The organism is Rhizobium sp. WYCCWR 11128, from assembly GCF_013416305.1.
GTDB lineage: Bacteria > Pseudomonadota > Alphaproteobacteria > Rhizobiales > Rhizobiaceae > Rhizobium > Rhizobium indicum.
In genome coordinates this window covers 197,807-222,923 of sequence record NZ_JACCEZ010000007.1, presented here as the reverse complement: position 1 = coordinate 222,923, position 25,117 = coordinate 197,807, and the positions used below count along the sequence as shown (strand labels likewise).

Genomic DNA, 25,117 nt, shown 5'->3' with positions numbered 1-25,117 from the left:
ATCAACTCTCAGCGGATAATCCGGGGGCAATATGGATCGGCTGACAAGCCTCATGGTGTTTGGCCGCGTGGTGGAATGCGGCGGTTTTTCCGCCGCCGCGCGCCGGCTCAACATGTCCGTCACGATGGTCGGCAATCACGTGCAATCGCTGGAGGACCGGCTCGGCGTGCGGCTGCTCAACCGCACGACGCGCAAGGTCAGCCTGACCGAAACCGGCAAATATTATTATGAGCGCTCGTCGCAGATCCTGGCTGAACTCGATGAGGCGGACCGGACGGCCGGCGCGCTGAGCACGACGCCGCGCGGCACGCTGAAGGTCTATACCAGCAGTGCCATCGTGCGTTTCCTGCTGCCCGTCGTCAGCGAGTTTATGGAGCTTTATCCGTCGATCTCACTCGATTTCAGCGTCGGCGAGCGGATGGTCGACATGATCGAGGATGGCTACGACCTGGTGATGCGCACCGTACCGCCGCCGGATTCGTCGCTCGTCGCGCGCAAGCTGACGCCATGGCGCCATATGCTCGTCTGCTCACCGGCCTATTTCGAGAGCCATCCGATGCCGAAGACGCCGACCGACGTCGCCGATCACAATTGCCTACAATATGCCTATTACCCCTATGGCGACGACTGGCGCTTCGAGGATGGCGAAGGCAACAAGGAGAGCGTCAAGATCAGCGGCAATGTCGTCTCAAACAGTGCCGAGATGCTGCGCTTCCTGACGCTGACCGGGCGGGGCATCTTCCTGGCGCCGAGTTTCGTCGTGTTCGACGACATCGCCGAAGGGCGGCTGGTGAAGATCATGCCCGACTACCGGCCGATCGAGTTCAACATCAACGCCGTCTATCCCAACCGCAGCCATCTGCCGACGAAGGTGCGGCTGTTCATCGATCTCTTGGCGGAGAGATTTGCGGAACATCGGAAGTGGATGACATGAGGGTGCTGTGGGCGTTCACCTCGTGTTGGGCAAGACCGGCTTCGCCGGCCCCCTCATCCGCCCTACAGGCACCTTCTCCCCGCTGGGGAGAAGAGGGAATCGGGACGTCGCCGCGAATCTCTTCTCCCCTCGGGGAGAAGGTGCCGGCAGGCGGATGAGGGGGCGGACCAGCACACCCCTCACGTAAATCACCACCCGCCACATCGGCGGGCGGATTGGATTCTGTCAGGCCGAACCGCGCCTGCCCTGCGCTTGCGCTCCGGGCGTTCGCAGCTGCAATCGATTCACTGGATCGATTGCTTCGGCTGCGCCGAACCGCTGCTCACTCTTCGCTCTCACTCCTGCCGTGGGCCCAGTCCATGTAGAGTTCCAGCGCCTTGCGGGTGACCGGGCCTTCCTGCAGGTCGCGGTCGTCGAGGCGGATGACGCCGACGACCTTGGAGTAGTTGCCGGTGGTGAAGATCTCGTCGGCTCCGAGGAAGTCTTCGACCGAGAGCGTTGCTTCGTGCACGTCGAAACCGGCCTGGCGCAGCAGGCCGATGACGCGGGAACGCGTGATGCCGGCGAGGAAGGTACGGTTGGCGGCGGGCGTCATCACCACGCCGTCCTTGACCATGAAGACGTTCGAGGAGGCGGTCTCGACGACATTGCCGTTCAGGTCACGCACCAGCGCATTGTCGAAACCGCGGCTGCGTGCCTCAGAGATCATGCGGCCGCTGTTTGGATAGAGCGAGCCGGTCTTCGCCTCGGTCATCGCCGTTTCCGGCGACGGACGGCGATAGGGCGAGACGGTGAGGCTGGTGCCGCCATGGCCGCCCATCGGCGCCTCGAACAGGCAGAGCGCGAAGCGGGTGGAATCCGCGTCAACGGAGACGACACTGCCCGGCGAACCGTGTTCGCCCCAATACATCGGCTTGATGTAGATCGGTGTCGCGCCATCGAATTTCGCGACGCCTTCCCAGGCAAGTGCGGCAATCTCCTCGGCTGATTTCACTGGCTTCAGGCCCATGGCGAGCGCCGAGCGATTGATGCGCTGGCAGTGCAGGTCGAGATCCGGCGCGATGCCGTCGAACCAGCGGGCGCCGTCGAAGACGGTGGAGCCGAGCCACATGGCATGCGAGGTCGGCCCGATCAGCGGCGGATTGCCGGGGAGCCATTCTCCATCGACATGAGTCCAGGTGGTTGAACGGGGTGATGTATCGACGGCCATGATGGTTTCCTCCTGAAGCCGGAGAAGGAAAAACCGCCGCGGCAAGCCGGGTCAAGGACAAATCCCGAACGGAAACACGGAAGCAAGAAAATGCCAGGGAATGCCGCCAGGCCGCAATATTCGTGCGCAGCAACAGCGGCTTCAGCGATGGGTGCATCAGCAAAAATGATGGAATGGAATGTTGGAATGGCTGGCTGCAGCATGCGATGATGGGTGGAACCGCCGCTTAAGAGCGTCCATCGACTTTGATCCATGCGACGCTCTTAAGCTCTTTGTTTTATGCATGCCGTTATCCCGGAACCGCTGCACACCTCCGGGCGCCATGCATTCGGCAGCAAGGAAAACGCCGATGAAAGCCATGTTCTACGAAGCCTTCGAACAGGCGCCCGAAATCCGCACCGTTGCCGATCCGACACCGACAGAGGACGGTGTCGTCATAGCGGTCGGCGCCAGCGGGCTCTGCCGCAGCGACTGGCACGGCTGGATGGGCCACGACCCGGATATCCGCCTGCCGCATGTGCCGGGACACGAGCTTGCCGGGCAGATCGTCGCCACCGGCCGCGGCGTGATGCGTTTCAAGGTCGGCGACCGGGTGACGGTGCCCTTCGTTTCCGGCTGCGGCCATTGCAGCGAATGCCATTCCGGCAACCAGCAGGTCTGCCCGAACCAGTTCCAGCCGGGCTTCACCCATTGGGGATCGTTTGCCGAATATGTGGCGATTGATTATGCCGATACCAATCTGGTGCACCTGCCCGATACGATCGACGATGCGACGGCGGCAAGCCTCGGCTGCCGCTTCGCTACCTCGTTTCGCGCCGTCGCCGACCAGGCGCGCACCGGGCCTGGCGAATGGATCGCCGTGCATGGCTGCGGCGGCGTCGGTCTGTCGGCGATCATGATCGCCACCGCGCTCGGGGCGAATGCGATCGGCATCGATATATCCGAGGAGAAGCTCGCCTTTGCGCAGGAGTGCGGGGCGGTGGCGACGGTCAATGCGTCAGGTGTTGCCGACGTGGCGGAGGCAGTGCGCGAAATCACCAAGGGCGGCGCGCATGTCTCGATCGACGCGCTCGGCCATCCCGTCACCTGCTTCAACTCGATCAAGAATCTGCGCCGGCGCGGACGGCATGTGCAGGTGGGGCTGATGCTCGGTGAACACGCGACGCCGCAGATTCCAATGGCGCAGGTGATCGGCCACGAGCTGGAAATCTACGGCAGCCACGGCATGCAGGCCTGGCGCTACGACGCCATGCTGTCGATGCTTTCGGCCGGCAAGATCGCGCCGCAGAAGCTGATCGGACGCCGCGTCAGCCTCGAGGAGGCCGTGCCAGCGCTGATGGCGCTCGACAAGGCTGAGGCCACGGGCATCAGCGTCATTACCCGGTTTTCATGAAGCATAATTCCACCCTCCCCTCCCGTGGCGAGCACGGGAATGAGGGAGAGCGGGAAGAGCAACAAGACCCTATTGAGCTACGCCGATCGAAGCGAGAAAGGCTGATGAAGCCGGTATCTTCGACTTGTCCTTGATCTCGATGATAAGGCGCGGATTGCTTTCGAGCTTGGCAAGGGCCGCGAAGACGGCATGCCAGCGGATCGTGCCTTCGCCGAGGCTCCAGTGGCGGTCGGCATATCCGTCGGCATCCTGCAGGTGGACATGCTGGAGGCGATTGCCGGCGGCCTTGACGTAATAATCGACCGGTGGCGCACCGGTATAGCCGTGGGCATAATGGGCGTGGCCGGTATCGATCGAGACCGCGACGGCAGGCGAGTTGAAGCTTTCGGCAAGCGCCACGCGAATATGCGGATCCTTGTCCTCGATGTTCTCGATGACCATGGTGCAGCCGATATCCTCGGCGCGCCGGACGGCGTCGCGGAGCGTCATGTGCGTGCGCTCGGCCAGGGCTTCGCGGGCGCCGGCATTGTCGTCGAGATTGTTGTAGGACCAGGACGTATAAGGGCTGTGGATGACCATATGGGTCGCGCCGATGACGGCGCAGACGTCGAGCCCCTGCAGCAGGCGCCTAGTGACGATGGCGCGGATATCGGGATCTTCCGAGGCGATGGTGAAGCCCCAGAACGGGCCGTGAATGCCGAGGCGGCCGCCATGACCGTCGAGAAGCCGCCTGGTGCGGGCGGCAAGCGGCGCCCAGTCGCCGTTCAGAATCTCGGCATCGATAAAGCTCTGCAATTCGAGATCGCGGGACTTTTCGAAGAGCCAATCACGGTGAAGTTCGACTTCATCGAGCGTCATGGCGGCGCCGACGACGGGAAGAGAGGACATGGATGCGCTCCATCAATGTGAATGATCAAAGTGAATGCCGGGACGGCGTGGAAGGACGGCTCCAAGAACGGCCGCCGCGTTCTATGCGCCCCTTCTGTGTCGGCGGTATTACAGGCGCCGAGCCTTTCGCATCCCTCCGGCCTCAGTCATTTGCGCATAGCTGATGCGGCATTGACGGACCTTGCGGAAACGCCCCGAAGTACCGATATCGGCCTCGACAGTCTCGTGACGCAGTGGCGCGCGAGCGGCGTTGAACCCCTGGCAACGGAGCCGTTTGTTCAGCGCTTCGGCCGATGCAGCGCGCTTCTTTGAAAGCCTTCGGCGATGTTACCCCCAACAACAGGGCGGCTTGTCAAAGACGGCGCAAAGGTCTAACGGCTGCGCCCGCAAGAAAAAGCCGATCAGAAGAAGCCCTGTAAGAAAAAGAAAGAGACATGATGTCCAACTCATTTGTGAAAATGCATACAAGCGACGAGGCCAAGCGGTTTTTCGTCCTCGGCGACCGGGTCGAGCGTCGGCTTAGAATCAGCGGAACCTGGCTCAATCTCTTCGACGTCACCGTGCCATCAGGCAGCCGGACGCCGAAACATGCGCATGCGAGCCCGGAAGTGTTCCGCATCATCGAGGGAAAGCTGACGATCTGGCGCCTGGGCGACAGCGGCCCCGAAGAGATCGAAGCCACCGCCGGCGACATCGTCACCATCCCGCCCTTCATGGTGCACGGCTATTCCAACCGTGGAACCATCCCCGTGGTCTTTTCCGCGGTCGTCGATCGGGACATGGCCGAATTCATCGAAGCGGAAGGCACAACCGAGCCTCCGAAGGCCAGCCCTTCGGCCGAAACCATCGCCCGCATGACCGCGGCCGCCAATGCTTACGGGATCACCATCCTCGCGGCGTGACGGCGCGAGTGCCTGATGCCGCTTTTCGGACGACATCAGGCTCTCCTTCGTCAGCAATGCTACGGTTTTGGCGGCAGCGATTTCAATCGGCTCACCAGTTCATCCAAAACGGCTTCGACCGTTTTCGAAGCCGTATCGATGACGATTGCATCGTGCCATTCGTCATAGGCTCTTTCGGAAATCTCTTGCCATGTCGGTTTCACCAGACCTTCGACGTCGGTGAGGCGCGTTTCAGCACGCTTGCGGTGCTCGGCTTTATCCGAGCAAACGACCTCGACCTCCGCCGCTGTCACCCCGGTAGCCTGCGCGACCGAACGCCATGCTGACCTAGTTATCCGGAGCGGGTTGACGGAGTCGGCGATAACGGTCCTGCCGAGGGTCAGATTATCTCCGGCGATACCGTAAGCGACGATATAGCCTGCAGGTCCGGCATCATCGGCTATTCCGGAGGCACGGATTGCTTGCTCGATGGTATCGACGCGCACATGGACCGCATTCAACCGCTCAGCCAAGGCGCGGGCAATCGTCGTCTTTCCACTGCCAGGCAGACCGCCAAAGATAATGAGCATCGTGACCTCGGCATTTGGTTGGAGAAGCTCCACGAGAACGTCAGAGCAGCTCGCGGTCAGCGCAATACTTCACCATTAAGGCCCGGTTCGCAATTCCTTAGTCAGAACCGGGGTTTCACCGCCGGCCTCGATGACGGTCCATCCGAGCGCTTCGTAAAACCCCACGGCGTCTCGCGCCGCATTCACAAGCAGTCTCTTGACCTCGTGTTGTGACGCGAATTTTTCGAGGCCGGTCATGAGCATCCGCCCGTACCCCTTTCCCTGGCACTCCGCCCTGATCGCGACGGTTCGCACGCATGCTGTCGCATCGTCCATCAGATCGAGGCGGGCCGCACCCACCGGCGTCTTTTCAAGCAGAAGCAGCAAAGGGAAATGTCCATCCCTTCGATCATCCGGGTGGTTCGCATCATAGCCAATCAATCCGCGGGCCTCGAAAAGGACAGCGCGGCGGATGTCGTGATAGGCATTCCAGTGTTCATCCGCAGAAACCTGGACGACCATCCAGGCGTCTTCGCCCTCGTCATTCGGAAATCTGGGTTCGTTCATCGATGACCTCGTCGATGCTCATGGACAACCGGCCGGCAAAATCGGTGACGGCCTCACGGCTCGATAACAGGAACTTCGGACGGGAAAAGACCGAGAACAATCGCGCGTGCGTCTCGAAGGAATTCCAGTTGTTCATTCTACTCCGGTATTCGGCCACCCACTTCAAAAGGCCATCGAACTGGGTTCCGGTCTCGCCGCCCTGAATGCCTCGCTCCTTGATGTTGATGATGCATTCCTCCTCCGGCAGATCAATCCAGATCATGCTCGTCGTGCGGTTGAGGACCATGTTCACCAATTGCCCGTACGCCATCCTGCGGCACTGTCCGCTTGAGGAAAAACAATGGCTGCCGCCTTCGAGGACGCGCGCCAAATACCTAGAACTCTTCCCAGTTGCCCTCGGTGGAAGCCGGTGCGGCTGATGTGCCGAAGGCGGCTGCGAGCTTGCCGCCGAGTGCGCGGGCCGGCGAGGGAGCAGGCCTGGCATGATCGGTGGCCGAGTCGGGGACCGCTCTGCGCGCCGCAAGCGTCGCCGCGGCCGGGCGCGCCAGCGACTTGGCAGTCGTCCGGGCGGCAGGGGCCGCGTTGGCCGCCTGGCCGAGATTGAACTGTGCCAGACGCTCCGAAAGGGCAGACACCTCCGTCACCAGCGTGTGCGAGGCGGCATTCGATTCCTCGACCATTGCGGCATTCTTCTGGGTCGACTGGTCCATCTGGTTGACTGCCGTGTTGATCTCCAGGAGACCCGTCGACTGTTCACGGGCGGCCTGAACGACCGCCTGGACATTGCTGTTGATCTGCTGGACTTCGGCAACGATCGCCTGCAGCGCTTTGCCGGTCTGGCCGACGAGATCGACGCCGCGCTTGACCTGGTCGCCGGACGAGGTGATCAGCGCCTTGATCTCCTTGGCGGCGGTGGCCGAGCGCTGCGCCAGTTCACGCACTTCCTGTGCGACGACGGCAAAGCCCTTACCGGCCTCCCCTGCACGTGCTGCCTCAACGCCTGCATTGAGGGCCAACAGGTTGGTCTGGAAGGCAATATCGTCGATCACACCAATGATGTTGGAGATCGACTGCGAGGATTGCTCGATGCCGGTCATGGCGTCAACGGCTTTGCGAACGACCTCTCCGGATTTTTCCGCACCATCCTTGGTGCGGCTGACGAGCGCGCCTGCTTCTTCGGCGCGAAGGGTGGAGTCCTTGACCGAGGTGGTGATCTGCTCGAGCGCAGCGGCGGTCTCCTCGACGGAAGCGGCCTGCTGTTCGGTGCGGCGGGCGAGATCGTCGGCACCGGAGCGGATTTCTTCCGAACCGGCCTGGATGACGGCAGCGTTTTCGGAGAAGGAAATGAGGGCTGCCTGCAGCTTTTCGACAGACGCGTTGAAATCGACGCGGATTTCGTCAAGGGAGTCGGTAAACGGCTTTTCCAGCCGGACGGTCATATCTCCGTTGGAAAGGCTGGCCAGTCCGTTGCCGAGTTCGCTCACCGCGAACTTGATCGAATCCTCACGGGCAGCATGGAGGACCGAACGTTCCTGTCGTTCGATCTCTTCGCGGGACCGGGAGTTTTCTGCATCCGTTTCCAGCTTGATCTTCTGGCGATTGCCTTCCAGCAGGATGGCGAGGGAACGCGAGAGGTCACCGATTTCGTCCTTGGCATTCTTGTCGCTCAATTGCACATCGAGCTGGCCATGGGCGATGCGATCGGTCTCGGCGATCACGCCCTCAATGCGGCGGATGAATTTGGCTGCGATGAGCCAGCCTGAAAGACCGAGCAGGAGTGCAGCGATGGCGGTGATCGCAACGGCGCTCCAGGCCATGTTGTTGAGCTGGGCAAAGACGGTGGATTTGGGCACCGAGACGACGGCGTACCAGTTCAGGTCATTCGTCAGCTCTACCGGATAGGCGACCAAGAAATAGGTCTGGCCGTCCGGGCCTGCGATCTCCTGCGCGACGCCGGGCTTGGCGATCAACTGATCCCAGCCGGCGGTCAGATCGCCGCCGTCCTTGATATTCTTGCCTGCGAGTTCTGCGGAAGGATGGCTGATGATGCTGCCGGCGCCCGTCACGAGGCTGAGATAGCCAGTCTCCATCGGGTGGACTGCCGAGATCACCTTGTTGGCGTCGTCGAGCGAAATATCCATGCCGGCGACGCCGAGCGCCTTGCCATCGACCATGATCGGCTTGGCGACCGAGGTCATCAGCACGTCCTTGCCGTCGACCGCATAGACATAAGGTTCGATGACGACAGTCTTTTTCTGAGTAAAGGGCAGCTGGTAGTAATCGCCGGCGCCCGACACGCCATAATCGACCAGCGGCGTGTGCTGGATCTTGTCGCCACTGCGGACCCAGTAGGGCACGTAGCGGCCGGTCGTGTCGTGGCCTTCCTTGCCGACAAAATCCTTGTCCTTGCCGTCGAAGGCATTCGGCTCCCAGCCGGTCCAAACACCGAGCGCCATCGGATTATCCTGCAGCATGTTCTTCAGCAAGTCGTCGGCAGTCGCACGATTGGCGTTTCCGCCGTCCTTCATCGTCGACAGCGACGTTTCCAGCGTATTGACGATGCCGAGTGCCACGCTCATGGATTTCTCGACGTTGAGCGCATTGGTGGCGGCGATCTGAAGCATCTGATCGAGGCTCGATTTGCGCATATCGTTGTAGGCGATGTAAAAAAGAACGCCCGATGCCGCGATCGTGGCGATGACACCGCAGGCCGCCACGGAAAAAATGTTGCGTCCGGTCGCCGATTTGAACTGCATGCGCTTAACCTCCTCAAGCGGGCAGGTCGTCGATCGCGCACCGATCTATTCCGTCCCGGCTTCCCCCAGACCGAGAACTGATTTCAGGACGTGGCTGCACGTCACGGAAATCGTTCGCAATTTAAAGAAAATACGGAGCGGCTGTTAATTTACGGTGTATTGCGGCAGCTTTCACTGCTGCGCCTCTTTTAAGACGCGCAGATGCGGTGCGGCTGCCGTTGGCGAAACTGTCACATCAAGACGCTATAAGAATTTTCGCCCGGCGCCTCTTGCGTCGGCACTGTTTCACCGTCAAAATTGCGACATGCCTGACAGCGACCCATCCAGTACAAGCTCCGCCCCTTCCAACCGGGATCTCCCGGCCGAGGAAGCAGGCGACCCTTGTAGACGGTGCGATGACCTCCGCCTCGCCTCAAGCATATCACGGCTCCCGCAGAGAGCAGCCGCTTTCCACATCATTGAGAATGACGGGCGGCCACATGCCGGCCCGCTTGTACCGACGGCATATGACTTTCACTTCAGAGGAGCGGTCCGCCATGACGACGACCGCCTTTGATGATTGATGTTCTCCGACTGGATTTCGACCCTTCCGCATGGGTCGGCGTTGTCACTCACGGATTTCTGAAAACTGATGGAACCTACACTGATGTAACGCGATGATAGAAAGACGATAGGCGATGGGTCTATAGTAGCGTCCCTTCGAATGCCTCGCCGCGTCGCCTGATGAATTCGGTATGACAACCTCAACGAATAGGGTCCCTGTGTTTCTGGAAATTGGAATTGTGGCGTTTCTCACCATCCTGAATGGTGTGCTCGCCATGTCGGAGCTGGCCGTTGTGTATTCTCGAACGGCTCGCCTAAAGGTTCTCTCCGACAATGGAAGTAAGGGTGCAGCTCAAGCGATCAAACTTGCCGAAAACCCCGGTCGTTTTCTCTCTACGGTGCAGATCGGCATCACGCTGGTCGGCGTTCTATCTGGCGCTTTCTCAGGGGCCACGCTCGGCGGTCGCCTGAGCGGATGGCTGGAAGCCCAGGGAATGTCATCGACGGCCGCTGATGCCATTGGCGTAGGTTCAGTCGTCGTCGCAATCACATATCTTTCGTTGATCGTCGGCGAACTTGTTCCAAAGCAGATCGCATTGCGGGAACCCGAAGCGGTTGCGGCCAAGGTCGCACCAGCCATGGCGGTACTTTCAAAAATCGCGCTGCCACTCGTGTGGCTTCTAAACGCCTCCGGAAATCTTGTGCTTAAGCTCTTGGGCCAAACAGGAAAAGGTGGCGACAATGTCTCCGACGCAGAGATCAAAACTGTTCTGGCCGAGGCGCAGTCGGCTGGAGTGATCGAAAGCGAAGAGTCCGCGATGATATCAGGTGTCATGCGGCTTGCGGACCGCACTGCCCGAGCGCTTATGACGCCCCGACGGGACGTGGAAATTATTGATATCGACGACAGCCTTGATGAAATTCGGACCCAGTTGCACAGGACGAAGCGGTCGCGGTTGCCGGTTCGAAAAGGCAGTTCGGACGAGGTGATCGGCATCCTTCCGGTCAAGGACTTCTACGACGCGATGTCCGAACACGGCAGTGCCGACATTACGGCTCTGACGCAAGACGTCCCGGTGGTTTCAGACCTTTCAACTGCCATCAATGTGATTGAAGCCATCAGGAAATCGCCCGTTCACATGGTGCTGGTTTTCGACGAGTACGGCCACTTCGAGGGGGTTGTCTCGTCAGGTGACATATTGGAAGCAATCATGGGGGCTCTGCAGGAGGGACCGGTCGATGAACAGGCCATCGCTCGTCGAGACGACGGCTCTTATCTCGTGTCGGGCTGGACGCCAATTGACGAGTTCGCTGAATTCTTAAACCTCAAGCTCGATGGCGACTTGGAATATCAGACTGTCGCCGGCCTGGTGTTGGAAGAGTTGAAACATCTGCCGGAATTGGGCGAGAGCTTCACGAGAGATGGATGGCGCTTCGAAGTCGTCGATCTCGACGGGAGGCGCGTGGACAAAATACTTGTGTCGGCTGAGTGAAGACCGGCGGGCGCCCTCTTCGCCAGCGACTTCGCCGATGAGGTCGTCAATCTCGACGGCCGCAACATCGACAAGATCCGCATCCACCACTTGGACGATGTGGCCTGACAGCAGGAGTGAACGCCATGGCATGGTCCGCCAATCAATATGTGAAATTCGAGGATGAGCGCACGCGACCGGCGCGCGACCTGTTGGCACAGGTGCCGCTGCAAAACATTCGTCATGCCATCGATCTCGGCTGCGGCCCGGGCAATTCGACCGAGCTGATCATCGAGCGCTACGGGGCGCAGGGCGTCTCGGGCGTCGACAGCGACATGAACATGCTGGAGGCGGCGCGCAAGCGGCTTCCGGGCACTGCCTTCGTCGAGGCCGATCTCACCCGCTGGCAGTCGACTGAGCCCGCCGACCTTTTGTTTGCCAATGCCGTCTTCCAATGGCTGCCTGACCATCTCGATATCTTCGACCGGCTGATGGACGGGCTTTCCGAAGGCGGCGTGCTGGCCGTGCAGATGCCCGACAATCTCGGCGAACCCTCGCATCTGGCGATGGAGGAGACGGCGCATGCCGGCCCGTGGAAATCCGCCTTCGAGGCGAAGAGCGTGCGCCGCAAGGGGCTGCCCCCGCCGTCCACTTATTACAGCCGGCTGATCGCCAAATCCTCTCGCGTCGATATCTGGCACACCATCTACAATCACCCGATGGCGGATGCTGCAGCGATCGTCGAATGGGTGAAGGGAACCGGGCTGATGCCCTATCTCGCCCATGCCGGCGAGGAGCATCGCGAGGCATTCCTGGCCGATTACCTCAAGCAGGTGGAAAAGTCCTATCCCAAGATGTCGGACGGGCGGGTGCTGCTGCGGTTTCCGAGAATTTTCATGGTGGCGGTGAAACGGTAAAGCCGGCCGCGCCAAGCAAGGTGACGCGAGCTTGGGCGCCCCGGATGGTGTCAAATGCTTGTTATCCCTCGCCCGCATGGTGCTTGCGGCGAGACCGGCACGCAGTATAGTCGGCCGGAAAATCCAAGGAGATGACACATGGACGCTGTCCCTACCCCGCCGGTCACCCTCGTCATCTTCGGCGCCACGGGAGACCTGACGCGCCGCCTGCTGGTGCCGGCGATCATCAATCTGACGCGCAGTCGCCTTGTCGGCGAGGATCTCCACATTCTCGGCATCGGCATCGAGCCGGGTGACGACGAGTTCCTGCGCGGGCGGCTCGACCAATTCCTCAGCCATCTGAGCGGTGAAGAGCCGCCGGTGAAGGACGAGACCTGGGAAAGCCTGCGCCGGCGCATTTCCTACACGTCTGGGGATTTCACCAAGGACGATATTTTCGTCGAGATCGGCAAGCGGCTGGGGCCGCATGCCAATGCCGCCTTCTATCTCGCGGTGCCGCCATCCTTTTTCGGGACGATCGTCGAGAAGCTCGCCGCCCATGGTCTGACCAATGAAAGCGACGGCGTCTTCCGCCGCGTCGCGATCGAAAAACCGTTCGGCACCGATCTCGCCTCGGCGCAGGCGCTTAATGCACAGATCCTCGCGCAGGTCGGGGAAGGCCAAGTCTACCGGCTCGACCATTTCCTCGGCAAGGAGACGGTGCAGAACCTGATGACGGCGCGTTTCGCCAACATGATGATCGAGTCCTTGTGGAACAGCCGCTACATCGACCATGTACAGATCACCGCCGCCGAAATCGTCGATGTCGGCAGCCGCGGCAAATTCTACGATGCTACCGGCGCGCTGCGCGACATGGTGCCGAACCATCTCTTCCAGCTGCTGGCGATGATCGCCATGGAACCGCCGAACAGCTTCGATGCCGAGGCAATCCGCAACGAAAAGAGCAAGGTGCTGAAGGCGCTGCGCGTCTATACACCTGATGAGGCCAAGACGCATGGCGTGCGCGGCGCCTATGCTGCGGGCCCGCTCAATGGGGCTCAGCTTCCGGCCTATCGCGATACCAAGGACGTCTCGCCCGACAGCAGGACCGAGACCTTCGTGGCGCTGAAGCTCTATGCCGATACTTGGCGCTGGGCCGGCGTGCCCTTCTATCTCAGGACCGGCAAGGCGCTGACGGCGCGCGACACCGAGATCGTCATCACCTTCCAGCCGGTGCCCTTCGCGCAGTTTCGCGAGACCGACGTCAAGCGCCGCCTACCGCCGAACCGGCTGGTGATCCAAGTGCAGCCGGACGAGGGCATGAGCATGGAAATCTCGATCAAATCGCCGGGGCTTTCGGTCGACACCGTGCCGGTTTCGCTCGATTTCCGCTATTCCGACAAATTCGATATTGCCAAGACGACCGGCTATGAATCATTGCTCTACGATCTCTTCATCGGCGACCAGACCCTGTTCCAGCGCGCCGACGGCATCGAGGCCGGATGGGCGGCGGTGCAACCCTTCCTCGATATCTGGGCCAAGGATGAGAGCGTGCCTGACGCCTACGCGCCGGGCAGCATGGGACCGGCCTCAGCCGACGAACTGATCCAGCGCGACAGACGGCAGTGGCATGAACTCGGCGTCATACTGCACGGAAACGACAAATAGCCGGTCCTGCTTGCTGATCTGGGCCTATCCCGTCAGCGGCAGGCGTCGCCTAGCGTACCGTCGCGCTCGGCCGCGCGGTACTGACGCGTTCCGGGCCGCGGGCAGACGGTCCGATCGGACGGAATGACGACGGTGATATCACCGGTTTCGACTGGATCCAGCGGAATCATGAGTCCGCCATTGGATTCCGCCCCCGGCACCGTGCCGGGTGGCATGCCGCCGAAGCGGCCGCTAGAATCCATATCAGCAAGGGCCTGGGAGAAAGCCGGAGCGGCGAAGCCGAGGAGAATGATCGAGGCTGCTGCAAGAAACATACGCATGATGCTATTTCCTATGTTTTCAGCGATGCGACAGAAACAGCAGGACGACCTCATTGTTCCCCCGGAAGCGGGGGCGAACGATCAAAGTTTAGCGATCGGAATATGGCGCCTCAGAGCGGGCGATCTCCGGCTCAATCGCGCCAGCGCGACAGCAGCCTGTCGAGACCTGTCGGATAGAGATCGATGCCGGCGTCCCGCAGCCTGTCGCGGCCGAACCAGCGCGCCGTCGCCGCCGTCTCGTCGAGTTCGCAGTAGCGGATTTCATCGCGCTCATAGAGAGATGCATCGGCCAGTTCGATGTCGGCGGCGAAGATGTATTCGTGACCGATTGCGCCATGATGCTCGTAGATGTTTTCAAGCAGATGCCAGGGACCGACGATGCGGATATCGGTCTCGAGCTCCTCGCCGAATTCGCGGTGCAGCGCCTCTTCGCGGCTTTCGCCGAATTCGATCGCGCCGCCGAGCGGGCGAACGCCCTTGATGCGACCGCTGTCATCCTCCACTTCGGCGGCAAGCAACTGGTCTTTCCGCCAAGCGAGGCCGATCACCTTCACCCTGATCTGCTGCGATGGGCGCCAGATGGTCATAAGACTCTCCTTCCTTCCAATGGGGCAGCCGTTAACTAGTGAGCAGAGGCTGCGATGCAAGGGCGATCAAAGCCAGCGCGCCGATGATCATGTTAGGTCAATCTTTGACATCTATTGCCATAGGGGGCCGACTGCCCCATATTCGTGACAACGAAAGGAAAACCATGCCCAACGTCGCGCTCGGAAACCACTACGAGGAATTTGTCCGGAAGCAGTTGGACTCCGGCCGCTATAACAATGCCAGCGAAGTTGTTCGGGCAGGACTGCGGCTGCTGGAGGATCATGAGGCGGCCCGCGAACGCTGGCTCAATGAGGAGATCCCGGCGCGCTACGACGACCTAGTGAACAACCCGAGCCTTGGCATCCCGGCCGAGACAGTACGCGCCCGCTTTGAAACCAAGCGCCGGATTGATGCGGCGAAAGCCAAGTAGGGCATGGCCTACCGCATTATTTATCATCCGAAGGCGGAAGCCGAACTCGACAAGCTCTATGCCGATATCGCCGTTGAGGCGGGAACGGGCATCGCCGGCGACTTCGTCCACACAGTGATCACTTTCATCGAGGCCCTGGAGATGTTCCCGGAACGGGGCACGGTGCGGGAAAGCCGGATTCCCGGCCTTCGTGTTATCGGCTACCGGCGCAGCGTCAGCGTGGCGTTCTCGGTCAGTGGCGGTGACGTCAACATATTGGGCGTGTTTGCGCGTGGGCGTGATATCACTGACGAGATTCTGGAAGAGCGACAAGGGTAAGCCGACAGGCGAGCCTCCTCCGCATGGACCGTAGGTTGCAGGCCCCTTCGGTTCAGCTCGCCTGCCGCCGACCGGCCATTTCTTCAAGTTGGACGGGCCTTTGCCCCGGCGATTTCAGGACAAGATATAATGAGCCCCGCAACGACGCGAGGCTCTTGCCGATCCCTCGTCTCAGACGAACTGGCTGAGGCCCGGGACGGAAGCGACGACCTCGTCGACGACCCCTTCGCCGGCATATTGCTTGGCGATCGCGATGGTTTCCTTGGCAAGCGAGGTGATCTCGCCCATGCCGAGGCCTTCGCCCATCAGTTGCTGGCCGAGCCCCATGATGCCACCGCCGCCGAGCGAACTCATCAGCCCGCCGAGCAGACCGCCGCCGCCAGCGCTTGCGCCATTGAACTGGGCAACGAGATCGGCGCCGCCGGGGATCGCTTCGATCATCTTGGCAACCGGGCCATCGGCGGCCTCACGCTGCAAAAAGCCGAGCATCATGCCGAGCGCCTTTTCGGCCAGATCAGGCGCAATACCCACGCGATCGGCGATCTGGGTCACAATTTCATTCATCGTTAGCCTCCTGTTTTTTTGACGTTAACGTCAACGTTAATCGAGATTCGACCGCAACTCAAGCCGGCCCCTCCCCGTGCCGCACTTTGTCCGGTTTTGCTTTCAATGCAAACAGTTGTCCGCATGCGCATGCCTGCTTATAACAGGGAAACGATGGTTCGATGAAGGCGGCAGAACACGCCTTCTCATACAAATGGCGGCAGAGCCCCAAGGGAGCATTCCGAATGATCGAGGATGGCAAGATTTTCATCGGCGCGAGCCGCAATCCCGATGACAGCATCAACAAGCCGGAATATCTCGACCTGAAATTCGGCAATCGCCACGGCCTTGTCACCGGCGCCACCGGCACCGGCAAGACCGTGACGCTGCAGGTGCTGGCCGAAGGCTTCTCCCGGGCCGGCGTTCCGGTGTTTGCGGCCGATATCAAGGGCGACCTTTCCGGCATCGCCGCCAAGGGCGAGCCCAAGGATTTCCTGACGAAGCGCGCCGAGCAGATCGGCTTTGCCGACTACGAATTCGACCAGTTTCCAGTGATCTTCTGGGATCTGTTCGGCGAGAAAGGCCACCGGGTGCGCACCACCATCGCCGAGATGGGACCGCTGCTGCTCGCCCGCCTGATGGATGCCTCCGAACCGCAGGAAGGCGTCATCAACATCGCCTTCAAGATCGCCGACCAGGGCGGGCTGCCGTTGCTCGACCTCAAGGATTTCAGCTCGCTGCTGAACTATATGGGCGAGAACGCCAGCCAACTTTCCAACCAATACGGGCTGATCTCCAAGGCCTCGGTCGGCTCGATCCAGCGGGCGCTGCTCGTTCTCGAACAGCAGGGGGCCGAGCACTTCTTCGGCGAACCGGCGCTGAAGATCACCGACATCATGCGCACCAACAATAATGGCTACGGCCAGATCTCGGTGCTGGCCGCCGACAAGCTGATGATGAACCCGCGGCTTTACGCCACTTTCCTGCTCTGGCTTCTCTCGGAACTCTTCGAGGAACTGCCCGAGGTGGGTGATCCCGAAAAGCCGAAGCTCGTCTTCTTCTTCGACGAGGCGCATCTGCTCTTCAACGACGCGCCGAAGGTGCTGACCGAACGTGTCGAGCAGGTGGTGCGGCTGATCCGTTCCAAGGGCGTCGGCGTCTATTTCGTGACGCAGAACCCGCTCGACGTGCCGGAAACGGTGCTCGCCCAGCTCGGCAACCGGGCGCAGCATGCGCTTCGCGCCTATTCGCCACGCGAACAGAAGGCGGTAAGGACGGCCGCCGATACCTTCCGTGCGAATCCCGCCTTCGATTGCGCCACCGTCATCACCAATCTCGGCACTGGCGAGGCACTGGTCTCGACGCTTGAGGCCAAGGGCGCGCCTTCGATCGTCGAGCGCACGCTGATCCGCCCACCATCCGGCCGCGTCGGCCCGGTGACGGATGTCGAGCGCCGGCAGATCATGGACAGGAGCCCGGTTCTCGGCGTCTATGACGAGGATGTCGACCGCGAATCCGCCTTCGAACTGCTGGCGGCACGGGCGAAGAAGGCGGCCGATGCCGACGCCGCCAAGCGGGCGCAGGAAGAAGCACCACAGCAACAGGGCAACACGACCTCCGGCTGGAACCTGCCGGGCTTCGGCGGCGGCAATGACGACGACAACCAGGGCCGCGGCCAATCGCGCGGCCGGGCGTCCGGCTATCAGCGCGAAACGGTGGTGGAAGCGGCGATGAAGAGCGTGGCCCGCACGGTGGCGACACAGGTCGGCCGGGCGCTGGTGCGCGGGATCTTGGGGAGCTTGAAGCGGTAGGCGTTTCGCAGCAGAGTGCCACCTGCCCTCATCCGCCTGCCGGCACCTTCTCCCCGCTCGCGGGGCGAAGGGGGAATAGCCGCAACCTCTCCTTTCCTCGCTCACCTCTCGTAGGGCACGTCCCCTCGCCCCGTTTACGGGGAGAGGGTTAGGGTGAGGGGCAACTTCCCACGGCCTTCCCCCCGAAGAATGCAAGATCGTTCTCCTTCTTGAACCTGATGCCTTTATCTCCTAAATTACCTGCCATCGACCATTTCAACAGGATGTGTGCCGCAATGGATTTCAACCCGATCGCAACGCCAGTTCGCCTTGCCAACCGGGACATCCATATCCATGCCTGCATCCATCACTCTCTCCCAAGTTTCGTGGTCCGCTCCTGACGGGCGGTCGCTTTTTTCCAGTCTCGACCTGAGTTTTGGGGCTGAGCGTACCGGTCTTGTCGGTCGCAACGGCGTCGGCAAGACGACGCTGCTCAAACTCGTCTTCGGTGAGATCCAGCCACATTCCGGGACGGTATCCGTCGGCGGCAGCCTCGGTGTGCTGCGGCAGAGCGTTCAGGTGGCGCCCGAGGAAACGATCGCCGATCTCTTCGGCGTGACCGATGCGCTCGCTATTCTTCGCCGCGCCGAAGCCGGCGAGGCAACGGCCGACGAGCTTGGATCGGCGGACTGGATGCTGGAGGCGCGCATTGCCGCAGCGCTCAATCGGACGGGGCTCGACGCACCGCCGGAGACGCCGCTTGCCGTGCTCTCCGGCGGGCAGCGGACCCGTGCCGGGCTTGCGGCGCTTGTTTTCACCGAGCCGGATTTCCTGTTGCTCGACGAACCGACCAACAATCTCGATCGCGAAGGCCGAGAGGCGGTGATCGCGCTGATGTCAGGCTGGCGGGCCGGCGCCATCATCGTCAGCCATGACCGGGAACTGCTCGAAAGCGTCGATGCGATCGTTGAACTGACGTCGCTCGGCGCCACGCGCTATGGCGGCAACTGGAGCCATTACCGCGAGCGCAAGGCTCTTGAGCTCGCGGCGGCACAGCATGATCTCACTGAAGCCGAAAAACGCATGGCCGAGGTAGCGCGGAAGGCGCAGGCGACGGTGGAGCGTCAGGCGCACAGAGACAGCGCGGGCCGGAAGACGGCCGCCCAAGGCGGCCTTCCACGCATCATGCTCGGCGGCATGAAGGAGCGGAGCGAAACGACGGGTGGCGACAATGCCCGTATCGCTGAACGCCGGCGCGCCCAGACACGGGAAGAGGCAACAGCAGCGCGCGAGAAGATCGAGATCCTGCAGCCCTTGTCGGTCACCCTGCCGCCGACCGGACTGCCGGCGAACAAGATCGTACTGAAGCTGGATGCCGTGACATCGGGCTATCAGCTTGATGATCCTGTCATCAGCAATCTCTCCTTCGACGTGACGGGACCAGAGCGTATCGCCGTCACCGGCCGCAACGGCTCGGGCAAGACGACCTTGCTGGCGCTTATTACCGGCGCGCTGAAACCCTGGGCCGGCACGGTCAGCGTCAAGACCGCTTTCTCGATGCTCGATCAGAAGGTGAGCCTTCTCGATCCGTCAGCTTCGATCCGCGACAATTTTCGCCGGATCAATCCGCAGGCCGATGAAAATACCTGCCGGGCCGCCCTTGCCCGCTTCATGTTCAGGGCGGATGCGGCGCTGCAGACCGTATCGACGCTGAGCGGCGGGCAATTGCTGCGGGCGGGCCTTGCCTGCGTCCTCGGCTCGGCACCGCCGCCGCTGTTGATCCTCGACGAGCCGACCAACCATCTCGACATCGACTCGATCGCCGCGGTCGAGGCCGGACTGCGCGCCTATGACGGCGCGCTGCTCGTCGTCAGCCACGACGAAACGTTCCTTCAGAGCATTGGGATCACACGGCGGTTGGAACTGTCGCCCGCCGGCGCGGGATAGTTCCGGCTCATGCCTGCTGCCGGCCTCCGACGCGACGGTTCCGGCAGACGGCGACGATCAACGCGGTGACACAGATCAGGAGTTCAAAAGCGAAGGTCCAATGCAACATGAAACTCACGACCCAATTGCTGTAGGTCGGCGGCACCGTCGTCAGCTCGAATTTCGACCAATCGAATGGCGCGAGCCAAAGCATCGGCGCAGCGACGGTATCCATAACCATGTGAAGCATGACGGCTGCGAAAAAGACGGCGGCCGTGGGAAGCCAGTCCGACGCCAGTCGACCGATCGCCGGCAGGGCCGTGGCGGCGAAGCCGAGCCAAAAAAGCGGCCAGTGGGAGACATAGTCGTGATGGTGGACTTTGCCGCCGGTCAGGAAGAAATAGACCATGTCGAAATCCGGCAATACGCTGCCGATCAAGGCTGCGGTCATGATGCCGGGTGCGGCGGACCGCTGCCGCGCGGCGCTCCCGAGAAGGTAGCCTGCCGGCAAATGGGCAATGAGCATGCGTCTTATTCTCCCGGGCGGTCCCGAAGAATCCTCTATGCGCGGTTTATGGCTAGAATCGGCACAGGTCCGGCTCTCTTGCCTCTTTTTGCGGGCAATGTTATTGGAATCCCGCAAGCTTTCGAGAAAGGAGGATCACGCAATGCAATATTATTTTCGGTTTAATCGCCAGCGTGGTCCCGTCAACGCCCTGCAAATGCGTTTGCAGGGCTGACCAGAGACCGTTTCTCGACATCTCTTCCTGGTCTGCCCTTCGTGGCCAATGCGGCGCCGTAGCTGACAGCGCGCATTCCTCTCATTTCCCGGGTCCGAACCGCGCAATCCCGTGATGGCTGAACGCCCCGGATCGCACTCGAATACCCGGTCAAGACCAGAGAACGATCATGACACTCATCAATATCCGCAATCTCGGCGTGACGCTGGGCAATCCCTTGTTTTCCAAGCTCAATCTCGTCGTCAATGCCGGCGACCGCATCGGTCTCGTCGCCGCCAACGGGCGGGGGAAATCGACGCTGCTTGCCTGCATCACCGGCGCGCTGGAGCCGAGCGAGGGCGAGATCACCAAAGCGCGCGGGCTGACCGTCGGCCATGTCGCGCAAAATGTGCCCCCTGCCCTTTTCGACACGCCGTTCTACGACGCGGTGCTGCAGGCGTTGCCGGCCGATCAGGCCGAAAGCGAGAGCTGGCGGGTCGACGTGGTGCTGGAATCGCTCGACGTGCCGGAGGCCATGCGTGGCCGGCCGCTGAAGCAGTTGAGCGGCGGATGGCAGCGGCTTGCCATGCTTGCCCGCACCTGGGTGAGCGAGCCCGACGTGCTTCTGCTCGACGAACCGACCAACCATCTCGACCTCGAAAAGATTGCGCAGCTGGAGGGCTGGCTGAATGCGCTGCCGCGCGACGTGCCGATTATCCTGTCCAGCCACGACCGCGCCTTCCTCGATGCGACGACCAACCGGACGCTGTTCCTGCGGCCGGAGCAATCGCCGGCCTTCGCCCTGCCCTATACCCGGGCACGCTCCGCCCTGGACGAGGCCGACGCTTCCGAAGCCCGGCGCTACGAGCGCGACATGAAGGTGGCGGAGCAATTGCGCAAGCAGGCGGCGAAGCTCAACAATATCGGCATCAACTCCGGCAGCGATCTGCTCGTCGTCAAGACAAAGCAGCTCAAGCAGCGTGCGGAGAAGCTTGAGGACGCAGCAAAACCGGCGCATCTGGAGCGCTCGGCCGGCGCCATCCGGCTTGCCAATCGCGGCACGCATGCCAAGGTGCTGGTGACGCTGGAGGATGCGGCGGTGACGACGCCGGATGGAACGCTGCTGTTCAAGACCGGCCGGCAATTCATCTGCCAGGGCGACCGCATCGTGCTGCTCGGCCTCAACGGCGCCGGCAAGTCGCGGCTGGTGTCGATGCTGAAGCAGGCGATCGAAAAGCCGGAGACGGCGCGGGACAGCATCAAGGCGACGCCTTCGCTGGTGCTAGGCTATGGCGACCAGGCGCTTGCCGATCTTGCCGACACCGACACGCCGATCGGCACGATCATCCGCCGCTTCGATGTCGGCGATCAGCGGGCGCGGGGCTTGCTGGCAGGCGCCGGCATGACGATCGACATGCAGGCAAAACCGATTGGCCAGCTCTCCGGCGGCCAGAAGGCCAGGCTCGGCATGCTGGTGCTGCGGCTGACGGAGCCGAACTTTTACTTGCTCGACGAACCGACCAACCACCTCGACATCGACGGACAGGAGGCGCTGGAGAGCGAGCTGATGGCGCACGAAGCGAGCTGCCTGCTGGTCTCGCATGACCGCAGTTTCGTGCGGGCGGTGGGAAACCGGTTCTGGCTGATCGAGAGGAAGCGGCTGGTGGAGGTGGAGAGCCCGGAGGGGTTCTTTGCTTCGGTGGGATCACGCGTGTAATGGGCGACGGGGCGTGCCGCGCCGCCCCGTCCTTTGCGAGGGTTCGCAACAAATCTCAATGTTAAAGGACACTCCGCAACATCGGCGCGGGGCATGGTTTCTTGAGAGCCGGGCGGTGTCGCGATCGCCTCTCGACTTTTCTTCCCATGAACACGAGGCATCTCCATGCATATCAGATTAGTCGCCTGCGCCGCCCTGACGCTTTCGGTTGCCGTTCCTGCCGTTGCCGCCGATCTTACCTATGAAACGCCGTCGGCGCCGTCCGCCGAGCAAGTATCTTCGGCCTATGACTGGTCGGGCTTCTATCTCGGCGCCCAGGGCGGATATTCCTGGAGCCAGGCAAAGATCCTCGGCTCGGACCAGGATATCGACAGCGGCACATCCGGCCTGCATGCCGGCTATAATTTCCAATCCGGAAATATCGTCTTCGGCATCGAGAACGACTTTAACTACAACTTCGAGAAAAATGACAATGCGAACCTCAAATGGGACGCTTCCGGCAGAGCTCGGGTCGGTTACGCTTGGGATCGAACCCTGTTCTTCGCAACGGCAGGCGTGGCAGCCGGCGGCGGTAAGGTCGACATTCCCGCTGCCGGAAAGAAGGACGGCATCCTGATCGGCTGGACGGCCGGCGGCGGCATCGAACATGCGGTCACCGACAATATCCTGGTGCGCGGCGAGTATCGCCATTCCGATTTCGGCAACAAGGACTTCGGCTCGACCATCGGCGATGTCGGCGCCACGCAGGACAAGGTCCTCTTCGGGACCAGCTACAAGTTCTGACGGAAAGGCGGCGGCAGCCGTATGAGGGTCCTGCCGCACGCTGCCACGCCTAAAAACCTACCGCTTCGGGGCGACCAGGCAGAAGAAGGCGCCTTGTGGGTCGGTGGCCTGGATGATCCAGCTGCCGCCGGGGACTTCCATCGGGCCGTTGACGACCTTGCCGCCGCCTGAGGTGACGCGTTCGATCGCGGCGTCGAGGGTCGGCACGATGAAATAATAGCACCAGAAGGTCATCGGCATGTTTTCCGGCTTGGTCATCATGCCGCCGATCTGCCGACCGTTATGGGCGAAGAGGTAGTAGACGCCCATCGGACCCATGTCCATTTCGCTGTCCTTCGTCCAGCCGAACAGCTTGGAATAGAAGGAAACAGCGTCTTTGCCGTTGCCGGCATAGAGTTCGCGCCAGCCGATATTGCCGGGGGCGTCGAAGGCCAGTTCCGGCATGGGCTTCTCCATCGGCGCCGGCGTCATGATGCAGAGCACCGCGCCATGCGGATCGGCAACGACGGCGAAGCGGCCGATGGTCGGGATGTCTTCCGGCGGACGGCGGACCGAACCGCCATTGGCGGCAAAATCCTTGGCAGTCTGGTCGACATCGTCGACGTCGACATAACCCGTCCAGTTCGGCGGAATGCCCTTGCCTTCGAGTTCGGCCGGAAATTCCATCAGGCCGGCGACGCCGATGCCGTTCGCCTCGAAGATCGTGTAGGTGGGCATGCCCTCCATTTTCATCTCGGAGGTGGTCCAGCCGACGACCGAGCTATAGAATTTCGCGGCAGCCGATGTGTCGGGGGTCATCAACTCGCACCAGATGAACTTTCCATGCGTCTCAGACATCATACTCTCCCTTTTTCGACGCCCCTCTTCGGAGGCCTCTTTGCGAGGCCCCTTTCTCGAGGTTGAACGCCGTGATTGTCAGATCTTGCGGGCGTAATGTGCTTCCATGAACTGCTTCCAGGAGCCGTCCGGCTGCTTGGCGCTGGAGACGAAGGTGCGGTGATCGGCGTCGACGAAGATGATCTGCTCGCGGTAGTCGGCAAGCCCCTCGCCATTGAAGTCGGGGCCTGTGGTATAGAGGTCCAGCACATTGCCTGACGCGTCGACCGCACCCTCATAGACCCACATATAGTCCATCATGCTGCCGATCCAGCTGCCGACATACTTGCCTTTTGCGTCGTTGTAACCGAGCGTCAGGATGCTGGTCGCCTCCTTACCATCAGGCATACGGCCGGTCCCTTCGGCGACGAACCAGATGCCGTGCAGCGAGCGGACGGTCTCCGTCCAGGGCTCGCCGCCACTCATGTCGGGTGCGGTGACGGTCCAGTCGCCGACCAGTCTTTCCAGGAAGGAATGTTCCTTCAGCACTTCAGCGGTCTTCATCATCCTCTTCTCCCTTGAGTGATGGTGGTGTTTGTTTTCCGCATTCCGGACGCAAAACCGCTTACACTTTTCGGCATCATGCTCCGGCTCAGTGACAGCAGGATGGCGCCTTGGCGGCCTCCTCATATTCGTCGTGGCGGCGCACGAAATTCATCGTGCTGTCCTCGTTGCGGCCCTTCGGCGCGCGGTCGAGGATCATCAGGGTGCCGATCAGTTCTTCCGGCCCGCGGGCATAACTCGAATAGGTATGGAAGACCTCGCCCTTGTCGTTGCGGTAGAAAGCGCTGAGGCCCGGCAGTTCGTCATTGGCATCAGCCGGCTGCATCGGTGTGAAATTGTAAAAGACCTTGTCTTTGGCAAGATCCTCGGGGCTGAAAGAAACGAGATAATCGAAATTGAAATCGCTGCCGAAGGAAGAGACCCAGGGAAATTGCCAACCCATGCGCTGTTTGTAGGCGGCGATCTTGTCGAGCGGCGCGCGTGAAACGGCGACCCAGGTGACGTCGTGATGGTTCAGATGCGGCAAGGCGCCATCGACATGATCGGACAGGAAGGAGCAGCCGGTGCAGCCGGCATCCCAATCCGGGCCAAGCATGAAATGGTAGATCAGCAACTGGCTGCGGCCATCGAAGAGATCGGCGAGCGACTTCCTGCCCTCCGGCGTTTCGAAAGCATAATCCTTGTCGACCTTCACCCAGGGCAGCGCCAGACGGGCGGCGTTGACGCTGTCGCGCAGCCGCGTCGCCTCCTTCTCCTTTGCCAGCAGGACACGGCGGGCTTCGAGCCACTCTTCGCGGGACACAACTTCATTCTGCATGGAATGCGC

At 61.5% G+C, this 25,117-nt stretch carries 24 protein-coding genes and 1 pseudogene; 12 read left to right on the top strand and 13 right to left on the bottom strand.

Annotated elements, in window-relative coordinates; genetic code table 11:
• Positions 1-31: 31 nt before the first annotated feature.
• Positions 32-934 carry a LysR family transcriptional regulator gene (locus HX898_RS22020; protein WP_180195733.1) on the top strand — a complete coding sequence of 301 codons (903 nt, stop codon included), beginning with the start codon at positions 32-34 and terminating at the stop codon, positions 932-934.
• 322 nt (positions 935-1,256) lie between these two features.
• On the opposite strand, the gene HX898_RS22015 is transcribed toward HX898_RS22020, so the two are convergent.
• A complete protein-coding gene (locus tag HX898_RS22015; RefSeq protein WP_180195732.1) occupies positions 1,257-2,144 on the bottom strand; it encodes a branched-chain amino acid aminotransferase in 888 nt (295 codons plus the stop codon).
• A gap of 349 nt (positions 2,145-2,493) precedes the next feature.
• On the opposite strand from HX898_RS22015, the gene HX898_RS22010 reads away from it, so the two are divergent.
• Positions 2,494-3,537, top strand: a complete 1,044-nt coding sequence (locus HX898_RS22010; RefSeq protein ID WP_180195731.1) for a zinc-dependent alcohol dehydrogenase family protein — start codon at positions 2,494-2,496, stop codon at positions 3,535-3,537.
• Positions 3,538-3,606: 69 nt separating this feature from the next.
• On the opposite strand, the gene HX898_RS22005 is transcribed toward HX898_RS22010, so the two are convergent.
• The gene (locus HX898_RS22005) at positions 3,607-4,425 is read right to left on the bottom strand and encodes a sugar phosphate isomerase/epimerase family protein (RefSeq protein ID WP_180195730.1); all 819 of its coding nucleotides are present in this window, start codon (positions 4,423-4,425) and stop codon (positions 3,607-3,609) included.
• A 434-nt stretch (positions 4,426-4,859) separates the two neighbouring features.
• Here HX898_RS22005 and HX898_RS22000 point away from each other — a divergent pair, with 434 nt between their 5' ends.
• A complete protein-coding gene (locus tag HX898_RS22000) occupies positions 4,860-5,327 on the top strand; it encodes a cupin domain-containing protein (protein WP_180195729.1) in 468 nt (155 codons plus the stop codon).
• Between the two features lie 59 nt (positions 5,328-5,386).
• Here HX898_RS22000 and HX898_RS21995 read toward each other — a convergent pair whose 3' ends face one another.
• From HX898_RS21995 to HX898_RS21980, 4 genes and pseudogenes are all read right to left on the bottom strand, one after another.
• Positions 5,387-5,896, bottom strand: coding sequence for an AAA family ATPase (locus tag HX898_RS21995; protein ID WP_180195728.1), 510 nt, complete (start codon positions 5,894-5,896; stop codon positions 5,387-5,389).
• A 75-nt stretch (positions 5,897-5,971) separates the two neighbouring features.
• Entirely contained in the window at positions 5,972-6,442 is a 471-nt protein-coding gene (locus HX898_RS21990; protein ID WP_180195727.1) for a GNAT family N-acetyltransferase, read from the bottom strand.
• Positions 6,417-6,746 (bottom strand): annotated as a pseudogene (locus HX898_RS21985) (AAA family ATPase); the annotation flags it as partial. The pseudogene HX898_RS21985 and the gene HX898_RS21990, both read right to left, overlap by 26 nt.
• A gap of 70 nt (positions 6,747-6,816) precedes the next feature.
• Positions 6,817-9,198: a methyl-accepting chemotaxis protein gene (locus HX898_RS21980; RefSeq protein ID WP_180195726.1), complete on the bottom strand. Its 2,382-nt coding sequence runs from the start codon at positions 9,196-9,198 to the stop codon at positions 6,817-6,819.
• A gap of 761 nt (positions 9,199-9,959) precedes the next feature.
• Here HX898_RS21980 and HX898_RS21975 point away from each other — a divergent pair.
• From HX898_RS21975 to zwf, 3 genes are all read left to right on the top strand, one after another.
• Positions 9,960-11,234 (top strand): hemolysin family protein, encoded by a 1,275-nt coding sequence (locus HX898_RS21975; protein WP_029874296.1) that lies wholly within the window; start codon positions 9,960-9,962, stop codon positions 11,232-11,234.
• 125 nt (positions 11,235-11,359) lie between these two features.
• Positions 11,360-12,130 carry a trans-aconitate 2-methyltransferase gene (gene tam / locus HX898_RS21970; RefSeq protein ID WP_180195725.1) on the top strand — a complete coding sequence of 257 codons (771 nt, stop codon included), beginning with the start codon at positions 11,360-11,362 and terminating at the stop codon, positions 12,128-12,130.
• 138 nt (positions 12,131-12,268) lie between these two features.
• Complete coding sequence (gene zwf, locus HX898_RS21965; RefSeq protein WP_138387785.1) at positions 12,269-13,777, top strand: glucose-6-phosphate dehydrogenase; 1,509 nt, start codon at positions 12,269-12,271, stop codon at positions 13,775-13,777.
• A 32-nt stretch (positions 13,778-13,809) separates the two neighbouring features.
• On the opposite strand, the gene HX898_RS21960 is transcribed toward zwf, so the two are convergent.
• Both HX898_RS21960 and HX898_RS21955 read right to left on the bottom strand, forming a co-directional pair.
• Positions 13,810-14,151, bottom strand: coding sequence for a hypothetical protein (locus tag HX898_RS21960; RefSeq protein WP_138387786.1), 342 nt, complete (start codon positions 14,149-14,151; stop codon positions 13,810-13,812).
• A gap of 77 nt (positions 14,152-14,228) precedes the next feature.
• Complete coding sequence (locus HX898_RS21955; protein ID WP_138328582.1) at positions 14,229-14,684, bottom strand: NUDIX domain-containing protein; 456 nt, start codon at positions 14,682-14,684, stop codon at positions 14,229-14,231.
• A 164-nt stretch (positions 14,685-14,848) separates the two neighbouring features.
• Between HX898_RS21955 and HX898_RS21950 the strand changes: the two genes are divergently transcribed.
• Positions 14,849-15,115 (top strand): type II toxin-antitoxin system ParD family antitoxin, encoded by a 267-nt coding sequence (locus tag HX898_RS21950; protein WP_138328583.1) that lies wholly within the window; start codon positions 14,849-14,851, stop codon positions 15,113-15,115.
• Between the two features lie 3 nt (positions 15,116-15,118).
• Complete coding sequence (locus HX898_RS21945) at positions 15,119-15,433, top strand: type II toxin-antitoxin system RelE/ParE family toxin (RefSeq protein ID WP_138328584.1); 315 nt, start codon at positions 15,119-15,121, stop codon at positions 15,431-15,433.
• A gap of 171 nt (positions 15,434-15,604) precedes the next feature.
• Here the strand turns inward: HX898_RS21945 and HX898_RS21940 are convergent, their stop codons facing one another.
• Positions 15,605-15,997 carry a hypothetical protein gene (locus HX898_RS21940; RefSeq protein ID WP_138328585.1) on the bottom strand — a complete coding sequence of 131 codons (393 nt, stop codon included), beginning with the start codon at positions 15,995-15,997 and terminating at the stop codon, positions 15,605-15,607.
• A gap of 224 nt (positions 15,998-16,221) precedes the next feature.
• On the opposite strand from HX898_RS21940, the gene HX898_RS21935 reads away from it, so the two are divergent.
• Together HX898_RS21935 and HX898_RS21930 are read left to right on the top strand one after the other, a co-directional pair.
• Entirely contained in the window at positions 16,222-17,787 is a 1,566-nt protein-coding gene (locus tag HX898_RS21935; protein WP_138328586.1) for a helicase HerA-like C-terminal domain-containing protein, read from the top strand.
• Between the two features lie 333 nt (positions 17,788-18,120).
• Positions 18,121-19,713 (top strand): ABC-F family ATP-binding cassette domain-containing protein, encoded by a 1,593-nt coding sequence (locus HX898_RS21930; protein ID WP_180195724.1) that lies wholly within the window; start codon positions 18,121-18,123, stop codon positions 19,711-19,713.
• 7 nt (positions 19,714-19,720) lie between these two features.
• Here HX898_RS21930 and HX898_RS21925 read toward each other — a convergent pair whose 3' ends face one another.
• Positions 19,721-20,218: a metal-dependent hydrolase gene (locus HX898_RS21925; RefSeq protein ID WP_180195723.1), complete on the bottom strand. Its 498-nt coding sequence runs from the start codon at positions 20,216-20,218 to the stop codon at positions 19,721-19,723.
• Positions 20,219-20,601: 383 nt separating this feature from the next.
• On the opposite strand from HX898_RS21925, the gene HX898_RS21920 reads away from it, so the two are divergent.
• Together HX898_RS21920 and HX898_RS21915 are read left to right on the top strand one after the other, a co-directional pair.
• Complete coding sequence (locus HX898_RS21920) at positions 20,602-22,128, top strand: ABC-F family ATP-binding cassette domain-containing protein (protein ID WP_180195722.1); 1,527 nt, start codon at positions 20,602-20,604, stop codon at positions 22,126-22,128.
• Between the two features lie 165 nt (positions 22,129-22,293).
• Positions 22,294-22,911 (top strand): outer membrane protein, encoded by a 618-nt coding sequence (locus HX898_RS21915; RefSeq protein ID WP_180195721.1) that lies wholly within the window; start codon positions 22,294-22,296, stop codon positions 22,909-22,911.
• A 57-nt stretch (positions 22,912-22,968) separates the two neighbouring features.
• Here the strand turns inward: HX898_RS21915 and HX898_RS21910 are convergent, their stop codons facing one another.
• From HX898_RS21910 to HX898_RS21900, 3 genes are all read right to left on the bottom strand, one after another.
• Positions 22,969-23,748: a VOC family protein gene (locus tag HX898_RS21910; RefSeq protein ID WP_171599310.1), complete on the bottom strand. Its 780-nt coding sequence runs from the start codon at positions 23,746-23,748 to the stop codon at positions 22,969-22,971.
• Between the two features lie 78 nt (positions 23,749-23,826).
• Positions 23,827-24,294, bottom strand: a complete 468-nt coding sequence (locus tag HX898_RS21905) for a DUF1579 domain-containing protein (RefSeq protein WP_138328592.1) — start codon at positions 24,292-24,294, stop codon at positions 23,827-23,829.
• 85 nt (positions 24,295-24,379) lie between these two features.
• Entirely contained in the window at positions 24,380-25,108 is a 729-nt protein-coding gene (locus HX898_RS21900; RefSeq protein WP_180195720.1) for a thioredoxin family protein, read from the bottom strand.
• Positions 25,109-25,117 lie beyond the last annotated feature (9 nt).

Coding starts and splice junctions, on each gene's coding strand:
- HX898_RS21995 (WP_180195728.1), bottom strand. CDS start 5,896: ATGCTCATTATCTTTGGCGGTCTGCCTGGCAGTGGAAAGACGACGATT.
- HX898_RS22015 (WP_180195732.1), bottom strand. CDS start 2,144: ATGGCCGTCGATACATCACCCCGTTCAACCACCTGGACTCATGTCGAT.
- zwf (WP_138387785.1), top strand. CDS start 12,269: ATGGACGCTGTCCCTACCCCGCCGGTCACCCTCGTCATCTTCGGCGCC.
- HX898_RS22000 (WP_180195729.1), top strand. CDS start 4,860: ATGATGTCCAACTCATTTGTGAAAATGCATACAAGCGACGAGGCCAAG.
- HX898_RS21950 (WP_138328583.1), top strand. CDS start 14,849: ATGCCCAACGTCGCGCTCGGAAACCACTACGAGGAATTTGTCCGGAAG.
- HX898_RS22010 (WP_180195731.1), top strand. CDS start 2,494: ATGAAAGCCATGTTCTACGAAGCCTTCGAACAGGCGCCCGAAATCCGC.
- HX898_RS21910 (WP_171599310.1), bottom strand. CDS start 23,748: ATGTCTGAGACGCATGGAAAGTTCATCTGGTGCGAGTTGATGACCCCC.
- HX898_RS21960 (WP_138387786.1), bottom strand. CDS start 14,151: ATGAGGTCGTCCTGCTGTTTCTGTCGCATCGCTGAAAACATAGGAAAT.
- HX898_RS21990 (WP_180195727.1), bottom strand. CDS start 6,442: ATGAACGAACCCAGATTTCCGAATGACGAGGGCGAAGACGCCTGGATG.
- HX898_RS21935 (WP_138328586.1), top strand. CDS start 16,222: ATGATCGAGGATGGCAAGATTTTCATCGGCGCGAGCCGCAATCCCGAT.
- HX898_RS21900 (WP_180195720.1), bottom strand. CDS start 25,108: ATGCAGAATGAAGTTGTGTCCCGCGAAGAGTGGCTCGAAGCCCGCCGT.
- HX898_RS22020 (WP_180195733.1), top strand. CDS start 32: ATGGATCGGCTGACAAGCCTCATGGTGTTTGGCCGCGTGGTGGAATGC.
- HX898_RS21955 (WP_138328582.1), bottom strand. CDS start 14,684: ATGACCATCTGGCGCCCATCGCAGCAGATCAGGGTGAAGGTGATCGGC.
- HX898_RS21905 (WP_138328592.1), bottom strand. CDS start 24,294: ATGATGAAGACCGCTGAAGTGCTGAAGGAACATTCCTTCCTGGAAAGA.
- HX898_RS21920 (WP_180195722.1), top strand. CDS start 20,602: ATGACACTCATCAATATCCGCAATCTCGGCGTGACGCTGGGCAATCCC.
- HX898_RS21915 (WP_180195721.1), top strand. CDS start 22,294: ATGCATATCAGATTAGTCGCCTGCGCCGCCCTGACGCTTTCGGTTGCC.
- HX898_RS21945 (WP_138328584.1), top strand. CDS start 15,119: ATGGCCTACCGCATTATTTATCATCCGAAGGCGGAAGCCGAACTCGAC.
- HX898_RS21980 (WP_180195726.1), bottom strand. CDS start 9,198: ATGCAGTTCAAATCGGCGACCGGACGCAACATTTTTTCCGTGGCGGCC.
- HX898_RS21940 (WP_138328585.1), bottom strand. CDS start 15,997: ATGAATGAAATTGTGACCCAGATCGCCGATCGCGTGGGTATTGCGCCT.
- HX898_RS21930 (WP_180195724.1), top strand. CDS start 18,121: ATGCCTGCATCCATCACTCTCTCCCAAGTTTCGTGGTCCGCTCCTGAC.
- HX898_RS22005 (WP_180195730.1), bottom strand. CDS start 4,425: ATGTCCTCTCTTCCCGTCGTCGGCGCCGCCATGACGCTCGATGAAGTC.
- HX898_RS21925 (WP_180195723.1), bottom strand. CDS start 20,218: ATGCTCATTGCCCATTTGCCGGCAGGCTACCTTCTCGGGAGCGCCGCG.
- tam (WP_180195725.1), top strand. CDS start 11,360: ATGGCATGGTCCGCCAATCAATATGTGAAATTCGAGGATGAGCGCACG.